The organism is Leptolyngbya sp. 'hensonii', from assembly GCF_001939115.1.
Lineage (GTDB): Bacteria > Cyanobacteriota > Cyanobacteriia.
Map to the genome: position 1 here is coordinate 37,655 of NZ_MQTZ01000017.1, position 21,127 is coordinate 58,781.

Annotated in this window: 18 protein-coding genes; 2 read left to right on the forward strand and 16 right to left on the reverse strand. The window is 54.4% G+C overall.

The genetic code is table 11. The annotated features are described in order from the left end of the window. Positions 1-40: 40 nt before the first annotated feature. Entirely contained in the window at positions 41-1,339 is a 1,299-nt protein-coding gene (eno, locus tag BST81_RS05650; protein WP_075597568.1) for a phosphopyruvate hydratase, read from the reverse strand. A 171-nt stretch (positions 1,340-1,510) separates the two neighbouring features. On the opposite strand from eno, the gene BST81_RS05655 reads away from it, so the two are divergent. Beyond that, positions 1,511-3,016 carry an iron uptake porin gene (locus BST81_RS05655; protein WP_216351227.1) on the forward strand — a complete coding sequence of 502 codons (1,506 nt, stop codon included), beginning with the start codon at positions 1,511-1,513 and terminating at the stop codon, positions 3,014-3,016. A 408-nt stretch (positions 3,017-3,424) separates the two neighbouring features. On the opposite strand, the gene BST81_RS05660 is transcribed toward BST81_RS05655, so the two are convergent. The 9 genes from BST81_RS05660 to BST81_RS05700 all read right to left on the reverse strand — a co-directional run bounded on the left by BST81_RS05660 (position 3,425) and on the right by BST81_RS05700 (position 16,495). Continuing rightward, positions 3,425-4,837 (reverse strand): hypothetical protein, encoded by a 1,413-nt coding sequence (locus BST81_RS05660; RefSeq protein WP_075597570.1) that lies wholly within the window; start codon positions 4,835-4,837, stop codon positions 3,425-3,427. 4 nt (positions 4,838-4,841) lie between these two features. Further along, a complete protein-coding gene (locus BST81_RS05665; protein ID WP_075597571.1) occupies positions 4,842-7,673 on the reverse strand; it encodes an EAL domain-containing protein in 2,832 nt (943 codons plus the stop codon). A gap of 101 nt (positions 7,674-7,774) precedes the next feature. Continuing rightward, positions 7,775-8,857: a folate-binding protein YgfZ gene (locus BST81_RS05670; protein ID WP_075597572.1), complete on the reverse strand. Its 1,083-nt coding sequence runs from the start codon at positions 8,855-8,857 to the stop codon at positions 7,775-7,777. An 88-nt stretch (positions 8,858-8,945) separates the two neighbouring features. Next, positions 8,946-9,434 carry a hypothetical protein gene (locus tag BST81_RS05675; protein ID WP_075597573.1) on the reverse strand — a complete coding sequence of 163 codons (489 nt, stop codon included), beginning with the start codon at positions 9,432-9,434 and terminating at the stop codon, positions 8,946-8,948. Between the two features lie 21 nt (positions 9,435-9,455). Then, positions 9,456-10,043: a Uma2 family endonuclease gene (locus tag BST81_RS05680; protein ID WP_075597574.1), complete on the reverse strand. Its 588-nt coding sequence runs from the start codon at positions 10,041-10,043 to the stop codon at positions 9,456-9,458. A gap of 38 nt (positions 10,044-10,081) precedes the next feature. Further along, positions 10,082-13,015 carry a DNA polymerase I gene (gene polA / locus BST81_RS05685; RefSeq protein ID WP_075597575.1) on the reverse strand — a complete coding sequence of 978 codons (2,934 nt, stop codon included), beginning with the start codon at positions 13,013-13,015 and terminating at the stop codon, positions 10,082-10,084. After that, a complete protein-coding gene (locus tag BST81_RS05690) occupies positions 13,005-13,430 on the reverse strand; it encodes a hypothetical protein (protein WP_075597576.1) in 426 nt (141 codons plus the stop codon). Before BST81_RS05690 ends, polA begins: the two co-directional genes overlap by 11 nt. A 144-nt stretch (positions 13,431-13,574) precedes the next feature. Continuing rightward, positions 13,575-13,991 (reverse strand): hypothetical protein, encoded by a 417-nt coding sequence (locus tag BST81_RS05695; protein ID WP_075597577.1) that lies wholly within the window; start codon positions 13,989-13,991, stop codon positions 13,575-13,577. A gap of 59 nt (positions 13,992-14,050) precedes the next feature. After that, positions 14,051-16,495 (reverse strand): CHAT domain-containing tetratricopeptide repeat protein, encoded by a 2,445-nt coding sequence (locus BST81_RS05700; RefSeq protein ID WP_075597578.1) that lies wholly within the window; start codon positions 16,493-16,495, stop codon positions 14,051-14,053. 278 nt (positions 16,496-16,773) lie between these two features. On the opposite strand from BST81_RS05700, the gene BST81_RS05705 reads away from it, so the two are divergent. Then, positions 16,774-17,205 carry a histidine kinase gene (locus BST81_RS05705; RefSeq protein WP_075597579.1) on the forward strand — a complete coding sequence of 144 codons (432 nt, stop codon included), beginning with the start codon at positions 16,774-16,776 and terminating at the stop codon, positions 17,203-17,205. A 163-nt stretch (positions 17,206-17,368) separates the two neighbouring features. Here BST81_RS05705 and BST81_RS05710 read toward each other — a convergent pair whose 3' ends face one another. The 6 genes from BST81_RS05710 to BST81_RS05735 all read right to left on the reverse strand — a co-directional run bounded on the left by BST81_RS05710 (position 17,369) and on the right by BST81_RS05735 (position 21,064). Then, positions 17,369-17,698 (reverse strand): hypothetical protein, encoded by a 330-nt coding sequence (locus BST81_RS05710; protein ID WP_075597580.1) that lies wholly within the window; start codon positions 17,696-17,698, stop codon positions 17,369-17,371. A gap of 115 nt (positions 17,699-17,813) precedes the next feature. Continuing rightward, entirely contained in the window at positions 17,814-18,761 is a 948-nt protein-coding gene (locus tag BST81_RS05715) for an aldo/keto reductase (RefSeq protein ID WP_075597581.1), read from the reverse strand. A gap of 167 nt (positions 18,762-18,928) precedes the next feature. After that, on the reverse strand, positions 18,929-19,132 hold the full coding sequence (locus BST81_RS05720; RefSeq protein WP_075597582.1) for a phycobilisome linker polypeptide: 204 nt from the start codon (positions 19,130-19,132) through the stop codon (positions 18,929-18,931). 263 nt (positions 19,133-19,395) lie between these two features. Next, complete coding sequence (gene apcB / locus BST81_RS05725; protein WP_075597583.1) at positions 19,396-19,881, reverse strand: allophycocyanin subunit beta; 486 nt, start codon at positions 19,879-19,881, stop codon at positions 19,396-19,398. A 59-nt stretch (positions 19,882-19,940) separates the two neighbouring features. After that, the gene (gene apcA, locus BST81_RS05730; protein ID WP_075597584.1) at positions 19,941-20,426 is read right to left on the reverse strand and encodes an allophycocyanin subunit alpha; all 486 of its coding nucleotides are present in this window, start codon (positions 20,424-20,426) and stop codon (positions 19,941-19,943) included. 152 nt (positions 20,427-20,578) lie between these two features. Continuing rightward, positions 20,579-21,064 (reverse strand): YbjN domain-containing protein, encoded by a 486-nt coding sequence (locus BST81_RS05735; RefSeq protein ID WP_075597585.1) that lies wholly within the window; start codon positions 21,062-21,064, stop codon positions 20,579-20,581. Between the last annotated feature and the right edge of the window lie 63 nt (positions 21,065-21,127).

The following is a 21,127-nucleotide window of genomic DNA, read 5'->3' on the forward strand; positions in this document are numbered from 1 at the left end:
GGGAGCAGAGTCAAACCTCTCTGCTCCTGCCTCACTCCGACTATGGCCGGGCCGGGGGACCAAACCCGATCGTGGCTGCATAGACAGCCTGATCACCCAATTCGTCCTCAATCCGCAGTAGCCGATTATACTTGGCAACCCGCTCACTGCGGCAGAGAGAGCCAGTCTTAATCTGACCGGCCCGGGTGGCCACTGCCAGATCGGCAATCGTGGTGTCTTCCGTTTCTCCAGATCGGTGGCTGATCACGGATCGGAAAGCATTCCGGGTCGCCAGGTCGATCGTTTCCAGGGTTTCAGTCAGGGAACCAATCTGATTCAACTTGATCAGAATCGAGTTGCCCGCCTTATTTTCAATCCCCCGCTGCAGGCGGGTGGAATTGGTGACGAATAAATCATCCCCCACCAGTTGCACCCGACTCCCCAATTTTTCGGTCAGGAGTTTCCAATGTTCCCAATCTTCTTCATGCAGCCCATCCTCAATGGAGACGATCGGGTACTGATCCACCAGTTGAGCCAAATAGTCAATGAATTCAGGAGCCGAATGAGCCGCACCATCGTAGGTATACTGGCCCTCTTTGTAAAACTCACTGGCCGCCACATCCAAAGCCAGGGCCACTTCTTCACCAGGCTTATAACCCGCCTGATCGATCGCAGCCATCAGCAGGTCAAGGGCCGCCTGATTCGACTCCAGGTTAGGGGCAAAGCCCCCTTCATCTCCAACCCCAGTTAACAATTTCTTATGCTTCAAGACACTACTGAGGGCTGCGAACACCTCCGCACCACAGCGCAGGGCGTCTCGAAAGGTCGATGCGCCGATCGGCAAAATCATAAATTCCTGAAAATCCACGTTGTTATCGGCATGGGCTCCCCCATTGATGACATTCATCATAGGGACTGGCAGAATGTTTGCCAGCGTTCCGCCCAGATAGCGATACAGGGGGATATTCAGAGAAGCAGCGCTGGCCTTAGCCGTTGCCAGAGAAACAGCCAGAATCGCATTGGCCCCCAGACGGTTCTTATTGGCCGTTCCATCCAGATCAATCATGGTCCGATCCACCAGAACCTGATCCAGGGCATCCAGGCCTAACAATTCTGGTGCAATTTCCTCTTCCACATTCCGAACCGCCTTCAGAACACCTTTGCCGTTGTAACGATCGGCGTCTTCATCTCGTAACTCATGGGCTTCAAAGCTACCTGTAGAGGCTCCACTGGGGACCTGTGCCAGCCCTACAACGCCGTTGATCAGATGAACCTCCGCCTCAACAGTAGGTCTGCCACGGGAGTCAAGAATCTCCCGTGCCCGGATGATATCGATCGTGGTGTCTGCACTGTCAATCATTATCCTCTCATCCTGCCGTAGTCGATGAACTGCCTGATTCTACGCCAAGACGGTTAAGGAAGGACTCTAAATCAAGATTAAAATGTCATTGCATACCATCAATCCAGAACGTCCCCACCCTCACAATGCATAAAATACACCCAGGGCAATTGTGGAACAAGGAGTAACGGCGTGAAGCAGATCTGGTTGCAAATCGGGCTGATGGGCATCCTGGGCTGGGTCAGCTTCCACCCATCGGCAGCGGCCCAAAGTCGCCCTGGCGACTCTGTTGCCGATATTGACCCCGCCATGTTGGAGGTTACCTCGGTTTCTGAACTCACTGATGTTCAACCCTCTGACTGGGCCTATCAGGCCCTAGAATCCCTGATCAGGCGCTATGGGGCCTTAACCGGTTACCCCGATCGTCGCTTTCGGGGCAACCGAACGCTATCCCGCGATGAATTTGCTGCCGCCCTTTATGCCTTCCTGCAAAAAATTCAGCAACAGGTGGCCACCGATCGGGGGGCGATCGTCCTGGAGCAGGAGGATATCCTGACCCTCAAACGCCTGCAAGCGCAGTATAAAGTTGCCCTACCAGAACTGGCAAATCGTCTCACCGATCTGGAAACCCGGACCCTTAACCTGCAGGGAAGACAATTCTCACCAACCACAAAACTGCAGGGTCAGGCCATTCTGGCCTTCACCGGGGGGAGCGCTGCCGGAACCACCGTGGTTGCCCGTACCAGATTGGACTGGCTGACCAATTTCACCCCGAAATCCCGTCTGGTGGTGCAACTGGAAACCGGAAACAATGGCCTAGACGCGATCGGGCTGGCTCACCAGGATGGCACCAATCTGCTGGGCACAACCGGATTGCTGGCGGATGGGGGAGGGCTGGACTATACCGCTGTTGGGAGTACGGTCATCCTGCGGCGGCTATCCTACACGTTCATGCCCCTACCTGACCTGGCCATCACCGCAGGCCCCCAGATTTTGCCCCGTGATTTTATCGATCGCAACAGCTACGCCAATAATTCTGCCGTTGATTTCAGCTCCAGTTTCTTCGTCAACAATCCCTTGATTGTCCAGAACCGGATTGATCGGCCAGGTGGTGCAGGAGCAGCATTGGTCTGGAAGCCGAGCCAGAGCCCCTTCACCTTCAGAGCTCTCTATGCGGCAGCCAACGCCAATTTACCCACAGGGAATGGGGGGCTCTTGGGGGGGAATCAGTATCAGGGCAGTGCCGAAGTAGAATATCGGATGCATCCTGCGATCGCGATTCGCCTGCAATATACCAATGCGAACATCGATCAAACCCGCATCAATGCTGGGGGGATCAACGGGGAATGGGCTATGACCCGCAAAATGGGGCTATTCGGTCGCTATGGCTTCGGCACCTATCAGGGTTTCAATAACCTGTTAGGAACGAATCTGGACTTGAGCGTCCAGACTTGGGCGATCGGGGTAGGCTTCCGAGATATTGGGATTCCAGGTACCATTGCCGGAATCGCAATCGGCCAGCCCTTGATCGAAAACCAGCTAGGCAACGCAACCCAGACGAACTATGAGGTGTTCTACAATCTTTTTCTGAGCGACACCGTCAGCCTGACCCCCACCCTGAGCATTGTGACTCATCCGAACAACCGGGCTGGTACAACGATCTGGCAGGGCACTGTGCGGACGGTTTTCTCCTTTTAAGAATCCAGGCCGGTGGCGGACACTTAAAAGAATCAGAATTAAGACCGTCGCATGCAAAATTCCTAAAATAATCGCCCCAGCATCTCCTGACGGGGAGGATTGCGGCGATTTATTCAGATCGTCTTTGTAGTGACAGTAAATACATTCAAACTTGTAACTGTCCCCATGCAAACGAACAAGACCATTTTTTTGACACTTGGGACATTCAAAACCAACATCCGTGGACATACTCGCACTCCCGACCCACTCAAAAAATACGTTCACCGCAGGGCCAGCAACCCTATTTTTTTTCTTCAAGACTATTTAACTTAAACCTTGACCAGGGATCAGGGAATGAGTTTTTCTCTTATCAAGACTTAAAGGATCGTCGCTGAGGGTCACATTTCTACACCGATCGAGGGCCAGGGATCAGTCTGGTAACTGGATCGACTGCAGCAGTTTTTTAGTGATGGGTCGCTTGGCATCGGGAAACACCTGAGCCTGGATGAAGCCCAAACAGGGCGGACTGCTCAAAAATGCCTGGATTTGCTGAGCTTGGTCTAAGGAGTGGCAGGGGAGAAAATAGCAGGTATCATCCAGCAGCATGGGCCGATCGTGAACCGATGTCAGCAACCGAAAGCGAGGCTCGGCATAGAAGCCCGCGATCGCGACCTTGTAGGGAGAAAATGTATAGTCCCCCACCCCAAACATGGAAAAGGCGGGTTTGTTTTGATAAAGTGAGGACTTACGCCTGGCAAAAAAAGCCTGATGGTGCTGCAGATAGCGCCAAAGGCGGGGAGCCTCTTTTTCCAGGTGGGCAGTATCCTGGCCCAATCGGGTTTGAGTCACAATCACAGCCCGTTGACTCCCTGACCTGTCTCGAAACAGATCAGAACTTTTCAACAGGGGGTAGAGATAGGCCGGTTCAATGTCAACCGTTTCGCCCAGTTGATTCTGAAAACGCCCTGGCCCCTTCTGGGTCAATTCCATCACCGGGGCCGCATCATGTTTCACCCCCTGTCGCCAGATTATCCCACTGCGCCCCTCCAGAAAGGAAAATTGCTGGTAGAGTGTCGCATTAGCAATTAACTTTTTGCCTGCCAGGCTCAGCCTAGAGGTTGGGCAATCGATCTCCAGATCGGGATACAGGCCCACCTCATAGCAGGGCGTGGCGGACGTAATCTCCAGGTGAAACAGACAGGCCCCCACCGCCGCACCGAACCAGCGGCGAGCCTCGATCGTGTGGATGGCCCCATTCCCGATCGGCCACTGCCGCTCCCAGGCAATCTGCAGAATGCGCCGGGCCACCGCAGTCTTGCACAACAGGGCGATCGTTGGGCATTGCTCCAGTAGGTCTTCAATCAGTTTGCACCAGACTGCCTCCGCCAGGTCAAAGTTGGAGGCCCCCGTCAGGGCATCAATGCCCCGCAGTCGGCGTAAATTACGCTTGGCTGGCAGGTTAGCACTCCCTAGAGAACCCAAGCGGGCATTCGTCACCCAGGGGGGATTACCCATCACCAGTAAGGGACCAGACGTTTGCCAGGGCAGATGCTGCAGAGGGACATCGAACAGATGCGCCTGCCGTACCCAAATCTGGGTCTGAACCGACTGTTGGGCTAAATACTGCACCTGATCCACATAATCAGTATTAGCCTCAATCGCCCAGATTTCCCTGGGGGGGTCCGTCAGTGCCAGCAACCCCCGGATAAAGTTACCGGTGCCACAGGTCGGTTCTAGCACTCTAGGCCAGCGATCGCCCCGTACCTGCAGGCAGCGCAACACCGCTGTCACCAGATCAGGTGGGGTCGGAAAATCACCGCAGGCCGGAGAGGGTAAAGCCATTTATTTATCTGCGAGGGTGGAGCAACAACGCTGCATCTTCGCGGGTCACAGCTTTAGAGAAGAAAAAGCCCTGACCGTACTCACAGAGAATCGCCCGCAGTTGAATCATTTGCGCTTCGGTTTCCACCCCTTCAGCAGTCACCGTCATACCCAGACTGTGGGCCAGGGTGACGATCGCCCGCACAATCTCCAGGCTATTATCTTCGCTGCCAATGCGACGGACAAACGACTGATCAATTTTGAGGGTGTCTGTCGGAAAGCGATGCAGATAACTGAGGGAGGCATAGCCTGTGCCAAAGTCATCAATCTGGAGTTGCACCCCCAGGGCTTTCAGTTGGCGCAGGGTGGCAATCACAGACTCAGTATTCTCCATCACGACCGTTTCCGTAATCTCCAGTTTCAAGCAGCGAGGATTCAGGTTAGTTTCTGCCAGCACATCCGTCACCTCCTGAACCAATCCTGGCTGGGAAAATTGTCGTCCTGAGAGGTTAACGCTGATCGTCAGGGGGGGCTCAGAGGGAAACTCCCGTTGCCAGCGACAGATCTGATGGCAGGCTTCCCGCAGGACCCAGGCCCCGATCGACACAATCAGCCCTGTCTCTTCCGCCACCGGAATAAACTGCACCGGGGGAATTAGCCCCCGCTGGGGATGTTGCCACCGCACCAGCGCCTCAAACCCCCCAATCTGACCCGTGACCAGGGAGACGATCGGCTGGTAGTAGACCAGAAATTCCTGCCGTTCCACAGCCCAACGCAGATCATTTTGCAGCATCAGGAGCTCGACTGCACGAGCATACATTTCTGTATCAAAGACCTCATGGCGAGCTCGTCCCAGAGATTTGGCCCGATACATGGCAATGTCCGCATCCCGCAGCAGATCCTCCGGGCGATCATACCCCGTCTCACTCAGAGCAATGCCAATGCTGGCTGTGGTAAACACCTCATGCCCATTAATGTTAAAGGGGATTTCCAGAGAAGTATGGATCTTCTCAGCCACCTGGGTCGCTTCATTGACCGAGGCAATATCCTCCAGGAGAATAACAAATTCATCGCCGCCCAGCCGAGCCACCGTATCCCGAGGGTTCAGGCAGGGCTGCACCGTCTGGGCAAACTGGACCAGCAGTTTGTCGCCAATCATGTGCCCCAGGCTGTCATTCACGATTTTGAACCGATCCAGATCCAGGAACAGCACGGCAAACAAATTGCCCGATCGTTTGGAGCGCTCGATCGCCTGTCCCAGACGGTCAATCAACAAGGCCCGATTCGGCAAACCTGTCAGGGTGTCATGCAGGGCATCATGCAGAAGTTGCTCTTCGGCCCGTTTGCGATCGGTAATATCCGTCAGAGAACCCGCCATCCGGGTCGCCTTGCCATCCCGATCCCGTACTGCCAATCCCCGGTTCAGCATCCAGCGATCGCCCCCATCCCGGTGCAACATCCGATGCTCACTCTCAAAATGGAGAACGTTCCCATCCAGGTGTAGGCCAATCTGGGCCTTCAGCCGCTCCAGATCATCGGGATGCACCCGACTGAACCATTCTTCAGGGCTATTGCCCACCTCCCCTTCCTGACAGCCCAGCATGGTTTTCCAGCGCGGACTGAAATAGACCTCATTGGTTCTGAGATTCCAGTCCCATAGACCATCATTGGCCCCCTGAACGGCCAAGGCATACCGTTCCTGGCTTTCCCGCAGGGCCTCCTCCACCTGTTTACGATCGGTAATATCAATGCCGATAAAGACGGCAGCCTGGTCTTGGTAATATTTCTGAGCCACCATCAGGTAGTAACGGGGCACCCCTCGAACATGGGCAATTAACTCGACAGAGCTTTCTTTCAAAGAACTCTCAAAGAACCGATCCAGGAATTCCCCCAGCCCCCCGCTACTTTCCAGGAAGCCAATCTTTTTGCCAATAAAATCTTCCGGCTGCAGATTAAACGTGGCCGCCAGATAGCGATTAATCCCCAGATAGGTGCCATCGGCACTAAACCAGGACACTGCCCCAGGAACGGCATCCAGCACCGCCTGCAACTGATCCTTCGCCTGGTGCAGGGCCTCTTCCGCCCGTTTGCGATCGGTAATATCTCGCCCAAAAACCGCTGCCCCCTTAATCCGGCCTTCTTTCGTGCAAATGGGGTTAAAAGAAATCTCAAAGTCAATCGATCGACGGCTGAAGGGGTAGTTGGCCTCGATCGAAAACCGCTCCCCTTCTAGCACTCGATCGTAATAGCCGCGCCAGCGTGCCTGATATTCCAGGGGTAAGGAAGTCACCAGATTCACCCCTTTGGACGGTCGGGTCTTAAAGGTCGTGAAGAAGAGTTTGCGAAAGTTGGAGTTGAACGTAATCAGTCGGCACTCCACATCGATCGACCAGACGACATCCTGGGTATTTTCAATCAGGGCCAGCAGGTTGGCTTCGCTTTCCTGCAGTGTTTCTGCCGTATGCCGTTTAATCGAGCGCATTTCTGCTTCTCGCAGTTCCCGGTCCACGGTAGGAGCCAGACGGGCTAGGTGCTTTTCCGCCAGGGAATCTGGTGCACCCGCTTTAATCACTGATACGGAATGATCTTCACTGATGTTGCAGGAGACAACCACCACAGGGATATCCAGATCCCGCTGATCCAGCAATTTCAGAATCCGTTTCTCATTCAGATTCGGCATTAAGTAATCCACAATGATCAGGTCCCAGTTTTCCTGATCAAGCGCTGCTGGCACCCCCGTCGCTGTAGCAACCCATCCGTAAGTGGGGGTATAACCGCTGCGTTGCAATTCATCTTGAATCAACGCAAAGTCTGATTTTGAATCTTCAATGACTAGAACACGGAGTAACGTGCTCACCTGAGCCTTCCTCGCTGAAACAATAACTGCCTGACTTTCAGAGGCAGCGGGTCTCACATGCTTACAGGTTATTGTATAACTCGTCCATCCGAGTAACCTGATTAGCCTTTTTCGTCTTGCTCCAGCGGGTGAGTCAGAAAGGGAACGGCCACGAGTTCGCCCTGGATCGGCTCGGCATCTGCCTGGGGCGACAAAACACGCACCTGGAGGCCGCTTCCACCTGCTTTTGTCCGAACATAGGCCAGCCCCAAGGGACCCGTTTCAGTTTGGATCACACTGGTGAGTTTGCCGACCTTATCTTCCTCTACCATCAGAACCGCCCCCGATTCCGCAAAACTGCTCAAACGCACCCCCCAGAGCCGCTGCTTCACACCCTGGTAAGTGTTGAGGCGGGCGATCGTTTCTTGCCCGATATAACAGCCCTTGGTAAAGGAGATGGTGGGCCACAATCCCGCCTCCAGGGGATTGTAGTCTTCCGTCAGTTCCCGGCCTGGCAAGGGTCGTCCCTGCTCAATCCGCAGTTGCTCCCAGACCTGCTCCCCCATCGGCACAGCCCCCGCAGCCTGCAGAGCCTGCCAGAGGATGGCCCCATCGGCGGCTGCCGTCATCAGCGTGTAGCCCGCGATCGCCAGCCCCGTCCCGCTCGCCAGCCGCACCGGCACCCCCGCGATCGTCATCTCCCGGTGGCTGGCTTCCGGCTGTCCGCCCAGCACGGCAATGCCCAATTTTGTCAGGAGATCCTGACTCGCAGGGCCAATCAGGTTAAAGATCGCCATCGTGCCAGTCAGGTCTGTTAAGGTCACCCGATCAGCCCCAAAAATGTATCGATCGAGCCAAGCCATCAGCTTGCCATTCTGCCCTGGTGACACCAGCAGCAGCACCCCATCTGCCAGCACATAGGCCGTGGCTAGGTCAATGGTGCGGGCCGTCGAGGTGACAAAGACCGTCTCACATCCCTGACCGGGCTGAAGCTGGTAGAAATCGTTGGTGCTCTGGTTGTGCAAGTAGCGGATGCGATCGTCACCCCCGACCTGAATGAGCCCCCAGTGGGAGCGATCGTAGAGACTGACCCCGGTTCGGGCACTATCCAGGGCGATCGCATCATTGCCAAAACTGAGGGGCTGACTGGCTGGACCCAATACTGCTCCTGCTGCCACCTGGACTCCTCGTAAATCCTGCATCATACCCAATGACCCATGACTCATCCAACCACCCCCCGGCCCTGTGGGCCACCCCTCCCCAGAGGGGATGAATCCAGTGACTAATGACAGCTTAACCTGGCAACTTGGCAAAAATTGCTTCCACCAAAGACTTCGTTTTGTCATCCAGAATTTGCCAGTCCACCTGGCCCGTTTCATCCATCAGGGTGTGATCAATCTCAACCGGGGCTGACTGGCCTGGGACATAGTTTCGGAAACAGACCTGGTAGCAGAGATCCCAGAGATCGACCACCCACCGATGCCCTTGCTGTTCCAGGCACAATTCATAGCCGGGATGGGGAGCTGGTAAGCGGACCAGGATCTCCTGAATTTCCTCCGTCTGCTCCGGGGTCGCACTGTCCAGACGCTGACGCAACTCCGCCACAGCAGCCTTGATCTCCTCCGTGGTTCCTGGCGGCCAGACCTCCACGGTCTGGTACGTGCCTTTCCAGGTCGAAAGATCCAGTTGCTTGCGAATGTTATCAATGACGCGGATGAAAGCCGGTTGCATCAAAACTTCAGCCTGCTGCCACGCGATCGTATCTCTAAAAACGGGTTGCATAACTGTCTCTAAAAATAGGTTTTATCCCTCTATGTCACCCAGGTTAAAGTTGACATTTTCATAGATATCTAAAACGGTCATTTCAAGGTTAAGAGAAGCAAAAAGCATTGTCTCAGTATCCGCTTCGTAGGCTCGAAATAGCCATGAATTCCCTTCAACCTTTGTATAATGCTCAATCCCAATTTCGTACTGATTAATCAGCACGTATTCCTGAAACTCTGGAATGGAGCGGTAATAACGAAATTTATCAGTCCGATCATAATCTTTGGTGGACTTGGATAAAACCTCAATCATTAAGCAGGGATTCAAAATCGTATCTGTACGTTGATCTTGAAAAACAGGCTGACCTTTAATTAGCAATACATCCGGATAAGTATACTGCCGATATCGAGGAATCCAGAGTCGCAAATCACCGATGTATGGCTTGAACTCTGTCTTGCGAAGCATAAACTTCAAAAAAGCGTAGACATTGCCCGCAATCTGGTTGTGATTGATTGAGCCACCGGTCATTGGCACAATTTCTCCATCTCGGTATTCGTTGCGAAACGCCGCAACGTCTTCTTGCACCAAATATTCTTCTGGAGTGTAATAGCGTTGCTTGGTTTGCATTTCTCACCACTCCACTGGGCAGCTTAGTCCATAGAATATCACTTGGTTTCCATCCAATTTTGGCCCGATCTAATTTCAGCCACCAGGGGAATCGAAAGACTGACGGCCTCTTCCATGGTCTGCTGAATGCGCGGGGCCAGGGTCTCCCACTCCGTCGGGACCATCTCAAACACCAGTTCATCATGGACCTGCAACAACAGGTGGGCCTCATGCTCCGCCAGAATATTCTGCAAACGAACCATGGCAATTTTAATAATATCGGCACTGGAGCCCTGAATCGGTGCATTTGCGGCAGCTCTCAGGAGACCGGCATCATACTGATCGCGGGTCTTGACCTGATCCAGGTTAATGTCCGCCGGATCTCGCCCCCGCAAGCGGCGGATCGCCTCACTCGTGAAGTTGAAATAACGCCGACGCCCCAGAATGGTTTCCACATAGCCCTGGGCGATCGCCTGCCGCTGCATTTGTTGCAGATAGGCAAAGACCCTGGGATAGCGCTGGTTGAAGCGTTCGATAAACACTTTGGCATCTGCTGGGGCCACACCGGATTCCCGAGCAAAACGCTGGGCTCCCATCCCATAGATGACGCCAAAGTTGATGATCTTACCCAGACGCCGTTCCTCACTGGAAATCTCCTCCTTCTCCAGCAACAAACGGGCCGTCAGGGTATGCACATCCTGGTTCTGCTGGTAAGTTTCGAGCAGCACCGGTTCCTGGGACAGATGGGCCAGAATCCGCAGCTCGATCTGGGAGTAGTCAGCCGCCGCCAGAATCCAACTGGGTTCCGGGATAAACGCTTTGCGAATCTGACGGCTGAAGGCCGTGCGAATGGGGATATTCTGCAGGTTGGGATTGGAGGACGAGAGCCGTCCTGTGGCTGTAACCGCCTGGTTGAAATCCGTGTGGACCCGTTGCGTATCTGGACGGACCAACAGGGGCAGGGCATCCACATAGGTAGACTTCAGCTTAGCCAAAGTGCGATATTCCAGTACCGCATCCACAACCGGATGATCCCCCTGCAACTTCTCCAGGGTGGCAGCATCCGTGGAGTAGCCGGTCTTGGTCTTGCGAGATTTGCGTCGATCGAGGCCCAGCTTCTCAAACAACAGTTCTCCTAACTGTTTTGGGGACGCCAGGTTGAAGGTTTCCCCAGCAGACTCATAGGCCCGTTGCTCGATCGCCTGGAGATCCTGCTCCAAGTTTTGGGAAAACTCCCGCAGGTATGCCTGATCAATGCGAATGCCGCAGTACTCCATCTCGGCCAGAACTGACTCCAGGGGTTGCTCCACCTCCAGCAACAGACGATGGATCGACGGTACGGCATCCAAATCGGCCCGCAACTTCGGCACCAGATGGAAGGTACAGTAGACATCCATACCGCAATAGTTGGCCACTGCCGGAATGGTCAGATCGGCGATCGTCTTCCCTTTCGGCACCAGATCTTCGTAGCTCGTGCCACTAAACCCCAGATAACGCAGACTCAGGTCACTCAGATTATGGCTTCCCTCCGGATTCAGCACATAACTGGCCAGCATCGTGTCAAAACAGACCCCAGCTATGTGAATTCCCTGGCAGCGCAACACCAGACGATCGAACTTGGCATTTTGCAACACTTTGGGATAATCGGCGCTCTCCAGAATGGGGCGCAGGCTGTCCAGAACCAGAGCCTGATCCAACATGGAACCCTGACGATGCCCCAGGGGAATGTAGGCCAGGTCAGAAAGCGCCGGTCCCCAACAACAGCCGATGCCCACCAGATCGGCATCACGAGGTTCCAGGGCCGTGGTTTCCGTGTCCCAGGCCACAGGCTGAGCCCGATCGGTATGGGTGCGGAGCCGGTTGATCAGGTCCGTCAGCTTGGCCGGAGTATCAATGATCTGGGGTGCGATCGCCACCACGGGAACCACCTCGGCGGCATCCGTTTCCTCAGCACTGAAAAACCACAGATCCTCGCTTTCGGGGATAACAGCGGCCTGATTGGGCTGGATCACAGCAGCTTCGGTTGGGCCTGCAGCGACATCTTCCGCCGGACCTTCGATCGTCCCCCCCAGCAGGTGCTGCCAACGACCCACCTGTTTCAGGAAGGAGCGCAGTTCCAGTTTTTCTAACCAGGGCGTGATGGCGGCCTGATCAAACCCCTGCAATCGGTAATTCTCTAGCTCCATTTCCAGAGGCACATTCAGAAAAATCTGAGCCATGTACTGGGAATGGCGCGCCGCATCCTTTCCAGCCTCCAATTTTTGCTTCACCGCCCCTTTGATCTGATCCAGGGAAGCATAGATCTGCTCCAGAGAGCCATAGGTCTGCAACAACTGCACGGCAGTCTTGGCCCCAATACCCTTTACACCAGGGATATTGTCAGAGGCATCTCCACACAACGCCTTGTAGTCCACCACCTGAGCCGGAAGCACCCCCAGTTTGGCCTGCACCCGATCGGCATCATATTCTATGGGGCCGGTCGTAGTTCTTTGACCATAGACTGCCCCACTCAGATGCAAGACGGTGATACCCAGATTCAAAGCAATCAATTGAAACAAGTCCTGATCGCCACTCAGAATCCTGACCTGGCATCCCTGAGTTCCCGCCCGTCGGGCCAGCGTGCCAATGATGTCATCGGCTTCGTACCCGGCCACGGTAACCACGGCCAGATTCAGACTCTGTAAAACGGCCTGGAGGTTTTCCAGATCGGGTAAAAAATCCTCTGGAGTTTCTGGTCGCCCCTCCTTGTAGGTTTCATCCACTTCATGGCGGAAGGTGGGTTCCCCCCGATCGAAGGCGATCGCCAGATGGGTGGGTTTTTCTGCCTCGACCATCTCAAACAGTGCTTTGAGAAATCCAAAGCTGACACTGGTTGGAATTCCCGTTTTGGTGCGCAGGCCCCCATCCCGACCCTTGGCATAGGCATAGTAGGAGCGAAACGCCAGGGAATGCCCATCCACCAGCAGGAATTTGGGTTGCCCATCAAGAGCCATCAAAAATCTCCAGTACCTGTCTACAGAAAGACTTTAGCTCATGAGCGGCTTCCTCTGCCGGACAGGTTTTTCCCTCAAAATCCCATTGGCCAATCGTCGAGAGTTGCCATTGCTTGCCGGTATGGTCAAACCCGGCTAGTTCAACCCCAATCGCTCGGCACTCCTCAGGATGCACCGGATCATCAGCCAGACGAATCTGCACCAAAATACTCCGGCTCTGAAACCGCCGCGATCGGCCAGGGAAATGAAAGCCGATGTCGATCGAATCAGGATCGACCAGATCCCGTGTATCAGGATCATTCATCCAGGGCTTTAAATCAGAACGAACATCTTGAAATTTGGCCTTAAATAGCCCCACAACGCTAGCAATCTTACTGGCAGCTCGAAGGTTTGTCGCCTGTTCAGCAGCATTCACTCGCAGGACTCCTATCGGATGAAATTTTATGATAGCGATCGGTTCCAGGCCGACGCAAGCCAACCAGGAAAGGTCACTCTAAGGCCACTTCCAATTAACCTTATTTCAGCAGGGCTGGAAGTAGTCAGCAATACGACTCACACCCTAACGGCAATCTGCGTTTAAAGGCTCCACATCAAATTGCCTTTCCTCACTCCAGGCCGTCCACTGGCCATTGACTTTAGCCCTGACCTTCCAACGCCATCCGAGGCGATTGCGATCGATGATGTAACTGCCGGACTGTTTATCGATATACTCCGGAAGACGAATATTGGCATTATTGATCACTGGACTGGTCGCATTGGATCCTTTCACATACAAGTGATAGGCGGTGGCATTCGGCACTGGCGACCAGATAAAAGTCCAGTAAATTCCACTCCGCAGGTTTTGGCAACCATTGTCTAACACATCTCCGATGTCTGGAAACAGCAGCCTGGGGGGAGGGGTAAAACTGCTGGGCTGGGCCAAGACCATGGGACTGAACAACAATACCGCCCAAAATCCGTAACAGAACTTGCTCATATCGATTTTTCTCCTCACAGTATTGGGACCTGGCCAGATGAATCAGGCCAGCGGATCGATCAGTTTGCTTCACCAATCAGGATGAACCCAGCCCAGGCTTTCGGATCGGGATAGTCTTTCATCGTGGCCAGCATCGCCTGCCGTAACGCCTGCGCCTTATCCGGTTGGGTCTGCAAGTTCCGGTAGAAGCGGGTCATCAACTCCGCTGTGGGGCCATCTGGAACTTTCCAGAGGGAGACCACCACCGTGGGCACCCCAGCAGCCAGCAGCGATCGGGACAATCCAATCACCCCTTCGCCGGTAATGATCCCCCCACCGGTATCACAGGCACTCAGCACCACCAGTTCAGCCTGCAGCTTCAGATCAAAGATTTCATCCGCAGTGAGCAAGCCGCTGTCCTGTCCCTGGGAAGCCAGGGCTATCACACCAGGAATGCCAGAGGCTGTCGTCTCATAGAGCAAGCCATGGGTGGCCAGGTGAATGATGCGAGCCTGAGACAGGCGCTGGAGCACAGCCTTTTTAGTCGCCTGTGCCCCTAACAGCGGGGGGGTTTGCAACAGTTTGCCGATCGCGATCGCCTCTTTTTCGGCCCCTGGTAGCTGGGTCAACTGTTGGGCTGCCGTATTGGGCGTCAGGACCACTTTCGGCATGGTGGGATTGCCCACGATCAGCACATCCCCCTGGAAGGACTGGGCCTGATTGCGGCGCAATTGTTCCGTCAGGGTCAGCACCTGAATGGAGGGGGCTATGATCAGGGTATGGCGCTGAATCAAATAGGTCCCGGCGGGATCCTGTAACGCGGCAAAGGGCACCAGGAACAGATCCCCCTGGGGAATCACAATCACCCGGTCCTGGGGATTGGACGGCAGCAGATCCGCGATCGGCGCAATCAACCATCGATGCAACTGTTGCAAATCCGGCTGCTGGATCTGGGGGAACGGTTCGTTCCCGATCGCGGGACTCTCCTGAAACTGCGCTCCCCGGTTCCTGACGCCGATCGCGATCTGACCCTGGGCCACCAGACGCGCCAGGGAGGTCCTCTGCTGCGCCAAGGGTTTCAGGTCCATCCGACGGACCGTAATCTTCCCCGTGGGTTGCACCACATAAATCACCAGGTCCGTTGGCGGAGCAGGCTGCAAATTCGCCTCCAGATCAGGCTGCAGGATGGAGTATTGCACCAGAGTAGCCTGACGGGTTTTGGCCACCTGCTGCATGCGGCTCACATCCAGGGGGGGATCCAGGGGAGTGCCTGACAGGAGTTGTCCATAGTAAGAGAGCGCCAGGGAGAGGTCTACCAGCCCCTGATCCGGGTCCGGGACAAATTCTCGAACCACCTGCGTTCCCTGCGCCATCTTACAGACCCCATTCAGACAAATTTTATGGATGGTAGGCTGCCGTCGCTCCCGCCAGGTTCCTTTCAAAGGCTGGCATATCCCATTACGACAGGTTTGCCCCCCGACTCCCCGGCTGCCTGTTGGGGCAGCAGCAGTCTGCCGAGCCGGTTGCTGTTGCATCACCGCTAACCACTTGCGCCGATTCAGTAAGTTAGCCAGGGCACGGGCCCGCTTCTGCTCCGACACTTCCAGGGCCTGCTCTGGGTTGCCAGATGTCACTAGGAGCAGTTCCAGAATGTCGCTGCTTCCCCCGGACCCGATCGCCGTTGTCAAGGAGTCAATCCTACTGGAGGCAAAGCCCCCAAAAGGTAAGGAGGGCATGGCATTGGCAAAGTTCAACCATTGCTGCAGCACGGTCTGGGCTTCTGCCAGCCGCCCTGCCTTGTAGAGGGCATAGCCCAACTGGGGAGATGCCGCTGGTGGCTGGACTGGCTTCAAGCCAGGGAATGATCCGGTGGGCACAGTAAACTGCTGCCAGCGCTGATTAGCTTGCACTTCTTTCTGGAAATACTCGATCGCCTGGGGATACTTTTGCTGCCGCAAGGCAATTATGCCCAATCCGCTCCAAACCACAGTCTCACGCCAGGGAGCCAAGGCATCCGTCAGCCCCTGATTAGCCGTCAGACTTTGTTGATAGGACTGGATAGCCTGGGCGGAGTCCCCTGCTGCACCATAGGCATCTCCCAAAACCTTCAAAGCATAGGCTTCTTCACTGCGGTTACCTCCCGGCTGACGGGCGCGGGCCAGACGCTGCTGGGCTCCCTCGATCGCTCTGGCCGTCTCCTGGCGCAACAACAGCAGCATCTGCAACTGGGTAAATGCCTCCACTTCACCGGGACGGTCTTTCAATTCCTGGTACAGAGCCAGGGCGCGCTCCAGCTTCTGGGGTGAGGGCAAGGATTTCCGATCTGCCCGGTAGGGGTTCATGTACCATTGCCAGAGTTCCGCCACCCCTGCCTGCAACAGGCGATCGGCCTCGGCTTTCCGATCGGTCATCGACTGCGCCTGGGCGGGAAACGAAAGTCCCAGATCAGGGATGGAAGCACTATGCAGCAAGAAGCTACAGCCCAACACCGCCATCAGATAGGACGAGAGACAACGCAGACGCATCCAGACATTCTCCCCAGAAGAAAACCACTTGCTAACAGTCTAGCCCCTGGCCCATCCAGCGTCAGGCGCAGCATCCAGGTTATAATTGCTACCCAAATCCCAGAACTCACCAGGCAGGGGGATGTAAAATCTGAAGGACGGGTCACTGCAGCGACTGCTAATCTTGGGAAAAGAGCAGTTAGTTTCACTACGATCGCACTGCCCATTCTCTCCACAGGCGTCGATAAAACGCCCCCGGTCAGCCAGCTCACCCTATTTCAGTTCTACTCAGAGTGGTCATGAATACGTCTTGCCATATCATCGTTGAAGGAAATCCTGCTATCATTTTCGCCAGTCGTAACGGCAGCCCAGCCAGGGTCATGCCTGTTCTAGAGCCTTTTTTAGAGAAGTTCTGGCAGGAGCGGGATAGCTCTGGAGAAACCCACGATACCCCTGAATGCCTGGTGGCTCAAATTATTGTTCGGTTCGGGTTTGAGAGCTGTGAAGATGACTTTTCTAACCTCAAAGTTGGCGTAGGGTTTAAAGCCAAGGCAGACTACCTGTACTGGATTGGGGAAGACCGATCGCTAACTGTCTGGGTGCCAGACATTGAATATCGCGGCAATCCGAAATCGGGTCTAGGGGGCTGTCGCCTCTGGACGAAAGATGCGATCGTAGATCGGAATCTAGTCAGCTCCTGTGCCTATCCCCGGGAAAGCAATCATCCCTAGTGGGTCATTGGCCTGAATTGTGGCCATTACTGGCCTCACCCTAAATCCCTCTCCCTCTGGGCGAGGGACTTCAATCAGGCTCTCTTTCTCCCCTGAGGAGCAGGGATGAGGGTAGTAATGACGATGTTTCGGCCAAATGCCCCCCTAGGTGCAGGTGATCCCGTCAGGGCACAAAGGGCTTCACCACGATCTCGGTAGAAGCCTGTATGGCCCAAAATCGTAAGACTGCGATATGACAGAGACACAGCAGCCGCAGGCGGTTAATCCAGGGGGTGCGATGGCGGGCGATCCAGATCACCAGGATCACCCCATTCAGCACCACAGAATCCAGGAGAAAAATAAGATCCCAACTGTTCTGGCAGATCAGGCGGGTGGCATACATTCCGGAACTGGTCCCCGTAAACCAGACCTGGGCTCCCAGGAAGGCCACAAAATAGCTCCCTTCCCCGATCAGCAGAATGGGCAGGATGGACCAGCGGATCAGTGATTGCATGCCCCTGTCCTCCTAATCAAACAACCAGTCGCCGCGACGGGTGGGTTCCACTAGCAGAAACCCGATCAGCAACCTACAGACCAGACAGTGCATCCCCCAGTAGGCAATTGCCATACTAATTCAACCAGGGGCGGCTGGCCCTCTCCAGATTTTCCAGTTCCTCAGCAGTCATTTTCCACTTCAGGCATCCCAGATTCTGACGCACCTGCTCTGCCGTTTTTATCCCAACGATCGGAATCACGTTCCCCTGGGCGATCAGCCAGTTGAGAGCCACCTGAGCGGGGGTTTTCCCATAGAGGTCGGCGATCTGCCGCAACAACCGGGTCACGGGGGCAATCTTGTCCATCCCTTCCCGACCAAACCGGGTATCAAACTGACGAGCCCCTGCTGGAGGCTTGGAATAGGCCGTATACTTGCCGGTCAATAATCCCTGGGCTAGAGGGCTGTAGGCCAGGATCGTCACCCCCAGATCGCGGGCTGCCGCGATCGTGCCCTGGCTCTCCACCTGACGACTGAGCAGGGAATACCGGACCTGGTTGGAGGCCAAGCGCACTCCCCGATCGGCCAGAATTTGGTGAGCTTCCCGCATCTGAGCAGCGGAATAATTGCTCACTCCCACTGCGATCGTGCGCCCCAACTTCACCTCATCGGCTAGGGCATTCATCAGGGTTTTCTGACTTGTCAGAAACGCAAAGGGCCAGTGGATCTGATAGAGCAGAATCTGTTTGGCCTGCAATCGCTCCAGACTTTTGCTCAGGGCGATTTTGACGGCCTGCCCTGAGAGTCGCCAGGGCAGGGGACCATACTTGGTGGCAATTTGTACCGTGGCTCCTGTCTCCTTGACAAACTGCCCCAGCAACTGTTCCGAGGTGCCTGGACCATAGACTTCAGCCGTATCAAAGAAGGTCAACCCGGCATGAACAGCTGCATCAAAAGCCTGCCTGACTTCGGCAGCCCCATAGTCTTTGCCGTAACTCCAAAATAACTTGTCTCCCCAAGCCCAGGTTCCTAAGCAGAGCGCAGGTACAGTCGGGCCATTGGCCCCCAGCGTTGTGGTTTGCATCACAGAGCTTCCTGACGAATTGACATTTTCAGTGTAGCCTCCGACCCGCCAGACAGGTCCTTCCTGGCACAACGGTTGACGAACACTCCTGTCAAAAAGCCCAAAAGTGAAAAAGAGGCCATTTTGGACCTCTTCCACAGCTAATTGTCGCTCGGAAATAGAGAATTTTATGCCAAACCAGTATTCGCACCAGGACGACCGGTAGCCAGCTCAACCTTAACAATCTTGCCGCCCATTTTCATGATCCGCTGCTGCTCACGAAACCAGTTTTCGAAGGGAACCAGCTTGGTGAAGTAGGTATTCTGCAGTTCACGCTGGGTGCGGATGCGAGTTTGACTTGGAACACAAGCAGTAATCTTAAACATGCGCATGGCTAATCTCTCCCAAACTGAGCCAGAAAAATGACAAGGATCTCAACGGATTAACTTAATAATGATTCCAAAGCCTGGAACATCTCAGTCACTGCCAGATTATTGAAACCAATCTAGTCATGAAACAAGTCATGAGACAAGCCTGCAATAATATGGCACTCACTCAAGACATCCCAGGCTTCAGACTTAACAGTTTTGAGCCCTAAGCATCACGTTTGGTCAATTAGACCAACCCTCAGCCCCAGAACCCATAACTCGCAGATCTAGCTCAAGCCAGAGCAGATGTAGTCGAGGTAAACACCCATTTCCTTACCAGCATCAGCGCCTACCAAGCTGGCAGTCACTTCTTTGATGGCTTGGATAGCCTGGACAGTAGCACCAACGGGTACACCCAGGGAGTTGTAGGTCTCTTTCAGACCGTTCAGAACCCGCTCATCCAGGATGGAGGGGTCGCCAGCCAGCATGGCATAGGTGGCATAACGGAGGTAGTAGTCCAAGTCGCGGATGCAAGCAGCATAGCGACGGGTGGTGTACATGTTGCCACCGGGACGGGTGATGTCAGAGTACAGCAGGGACTTAGCCACAGCTTCTTTAACGATCGCAGCCGCGTTAGCGCTGATCGCGGTAGCTGCACGAACCCGCAGTTCACCAGTGGAGAAATAAGCTTTCAGCTTATCTAAAGCGGAGGAGTCTAAATACTTACCTTGAACGTCAGATGAATTGATAACAGCAGTGATTGCGTCTTGCATGTTTTTACTTCCTTAAAGTTATGTAGTCTGGATTGTTGACCTTGAGGCAGGTTAACACCCTACTGCATTGCACCAATGACGTAGTCGAAGTAGGAGCCAGCTTCAGCAGCATCTTCACCAGACAGCAGGGAAGAAGCCACGCTCTTCATAGCCCGAACGCCTTCAACGATAGCGTCGATGGGGGTACCCAGGGATTTGTACATTTCACGAACACCCACGATACCGATTTCTTCGATCGGGGTCACGTCGCCAGCCACAACACCGTAGGTCACGAGACGCAGGTAGTAGTCCAGGTCACGCAGACAGGTTGCAGTCATTTCTTCACCGTAAGCGTTGCCACCGGGGGAAACCACATCAGGGCGCTTCTGGAACAGTTGGTCACCAGCTTGCTTCACGATGCGCTCACGAGACTCGGTCAGAACCTGAGCAATCCGAAGACGGCGCTCACCGGTAGAAACGAAGCCTTTGATCCGGTCCAGTTCGCCTGGGCTCAGATAACGAGCTTCAGCATCAGCATTCACGATTGATTTCGTGACGATACTCATTGATCAGTTCCTCCAAGATGTAAAACCGGGGTATTTATACCCCCTCTGATTTTTGGAAAAGAGGTTCAGGGCAGAGTATTCTCAGCCACCCACCGGAATCATTTTCCGGCATTGAGTTCACACTCTAAGGTTCTTCTTAATAGTTTTTAATACTAAGCCTCTTCCGTCTCATCTTCACCCAGGGGTGCAGGGACGAGCTGACGATCGAGGGCTCGCTGGCCTCCCCACTTCGCCACAATCTTGTCATCATACTCATCGGCAAATTTGATCACGGTAATAACCGAGGTTTTCAGCTCTTGCTTATCGCAGGTGGAACCCACAAGACTGTGCTCAAACATGACATCATCCTGGCTGTCAATCGAGAATCTGCCGAAGTAGAGACTGTCATTCTCTCGCAGCAAGTAGTACATCAAGTCAGGCGTAATTTCAATATTGGTAACCACACAGGCCTGGGTGACCACGATCGCCTCCGTTTCCCCCCAGGGAACAACTTCTGTAAATGCCGAAGCTGAACCAAAGTTAACGGTAAACAACGGTTCTCGATCGTTCATCGTCAGGATGGCATCTTGAAACAGTTCTTCCATCCAGGGCTTGATTTTCTCATAGCAAGATTTTTGCACTGGTGTCACAAATTCCATGGGGTTGCTCCTTAATCCTGGGCTGTTTAGATGGTACTCCAAGCCAACTCTTGCGGATATTGC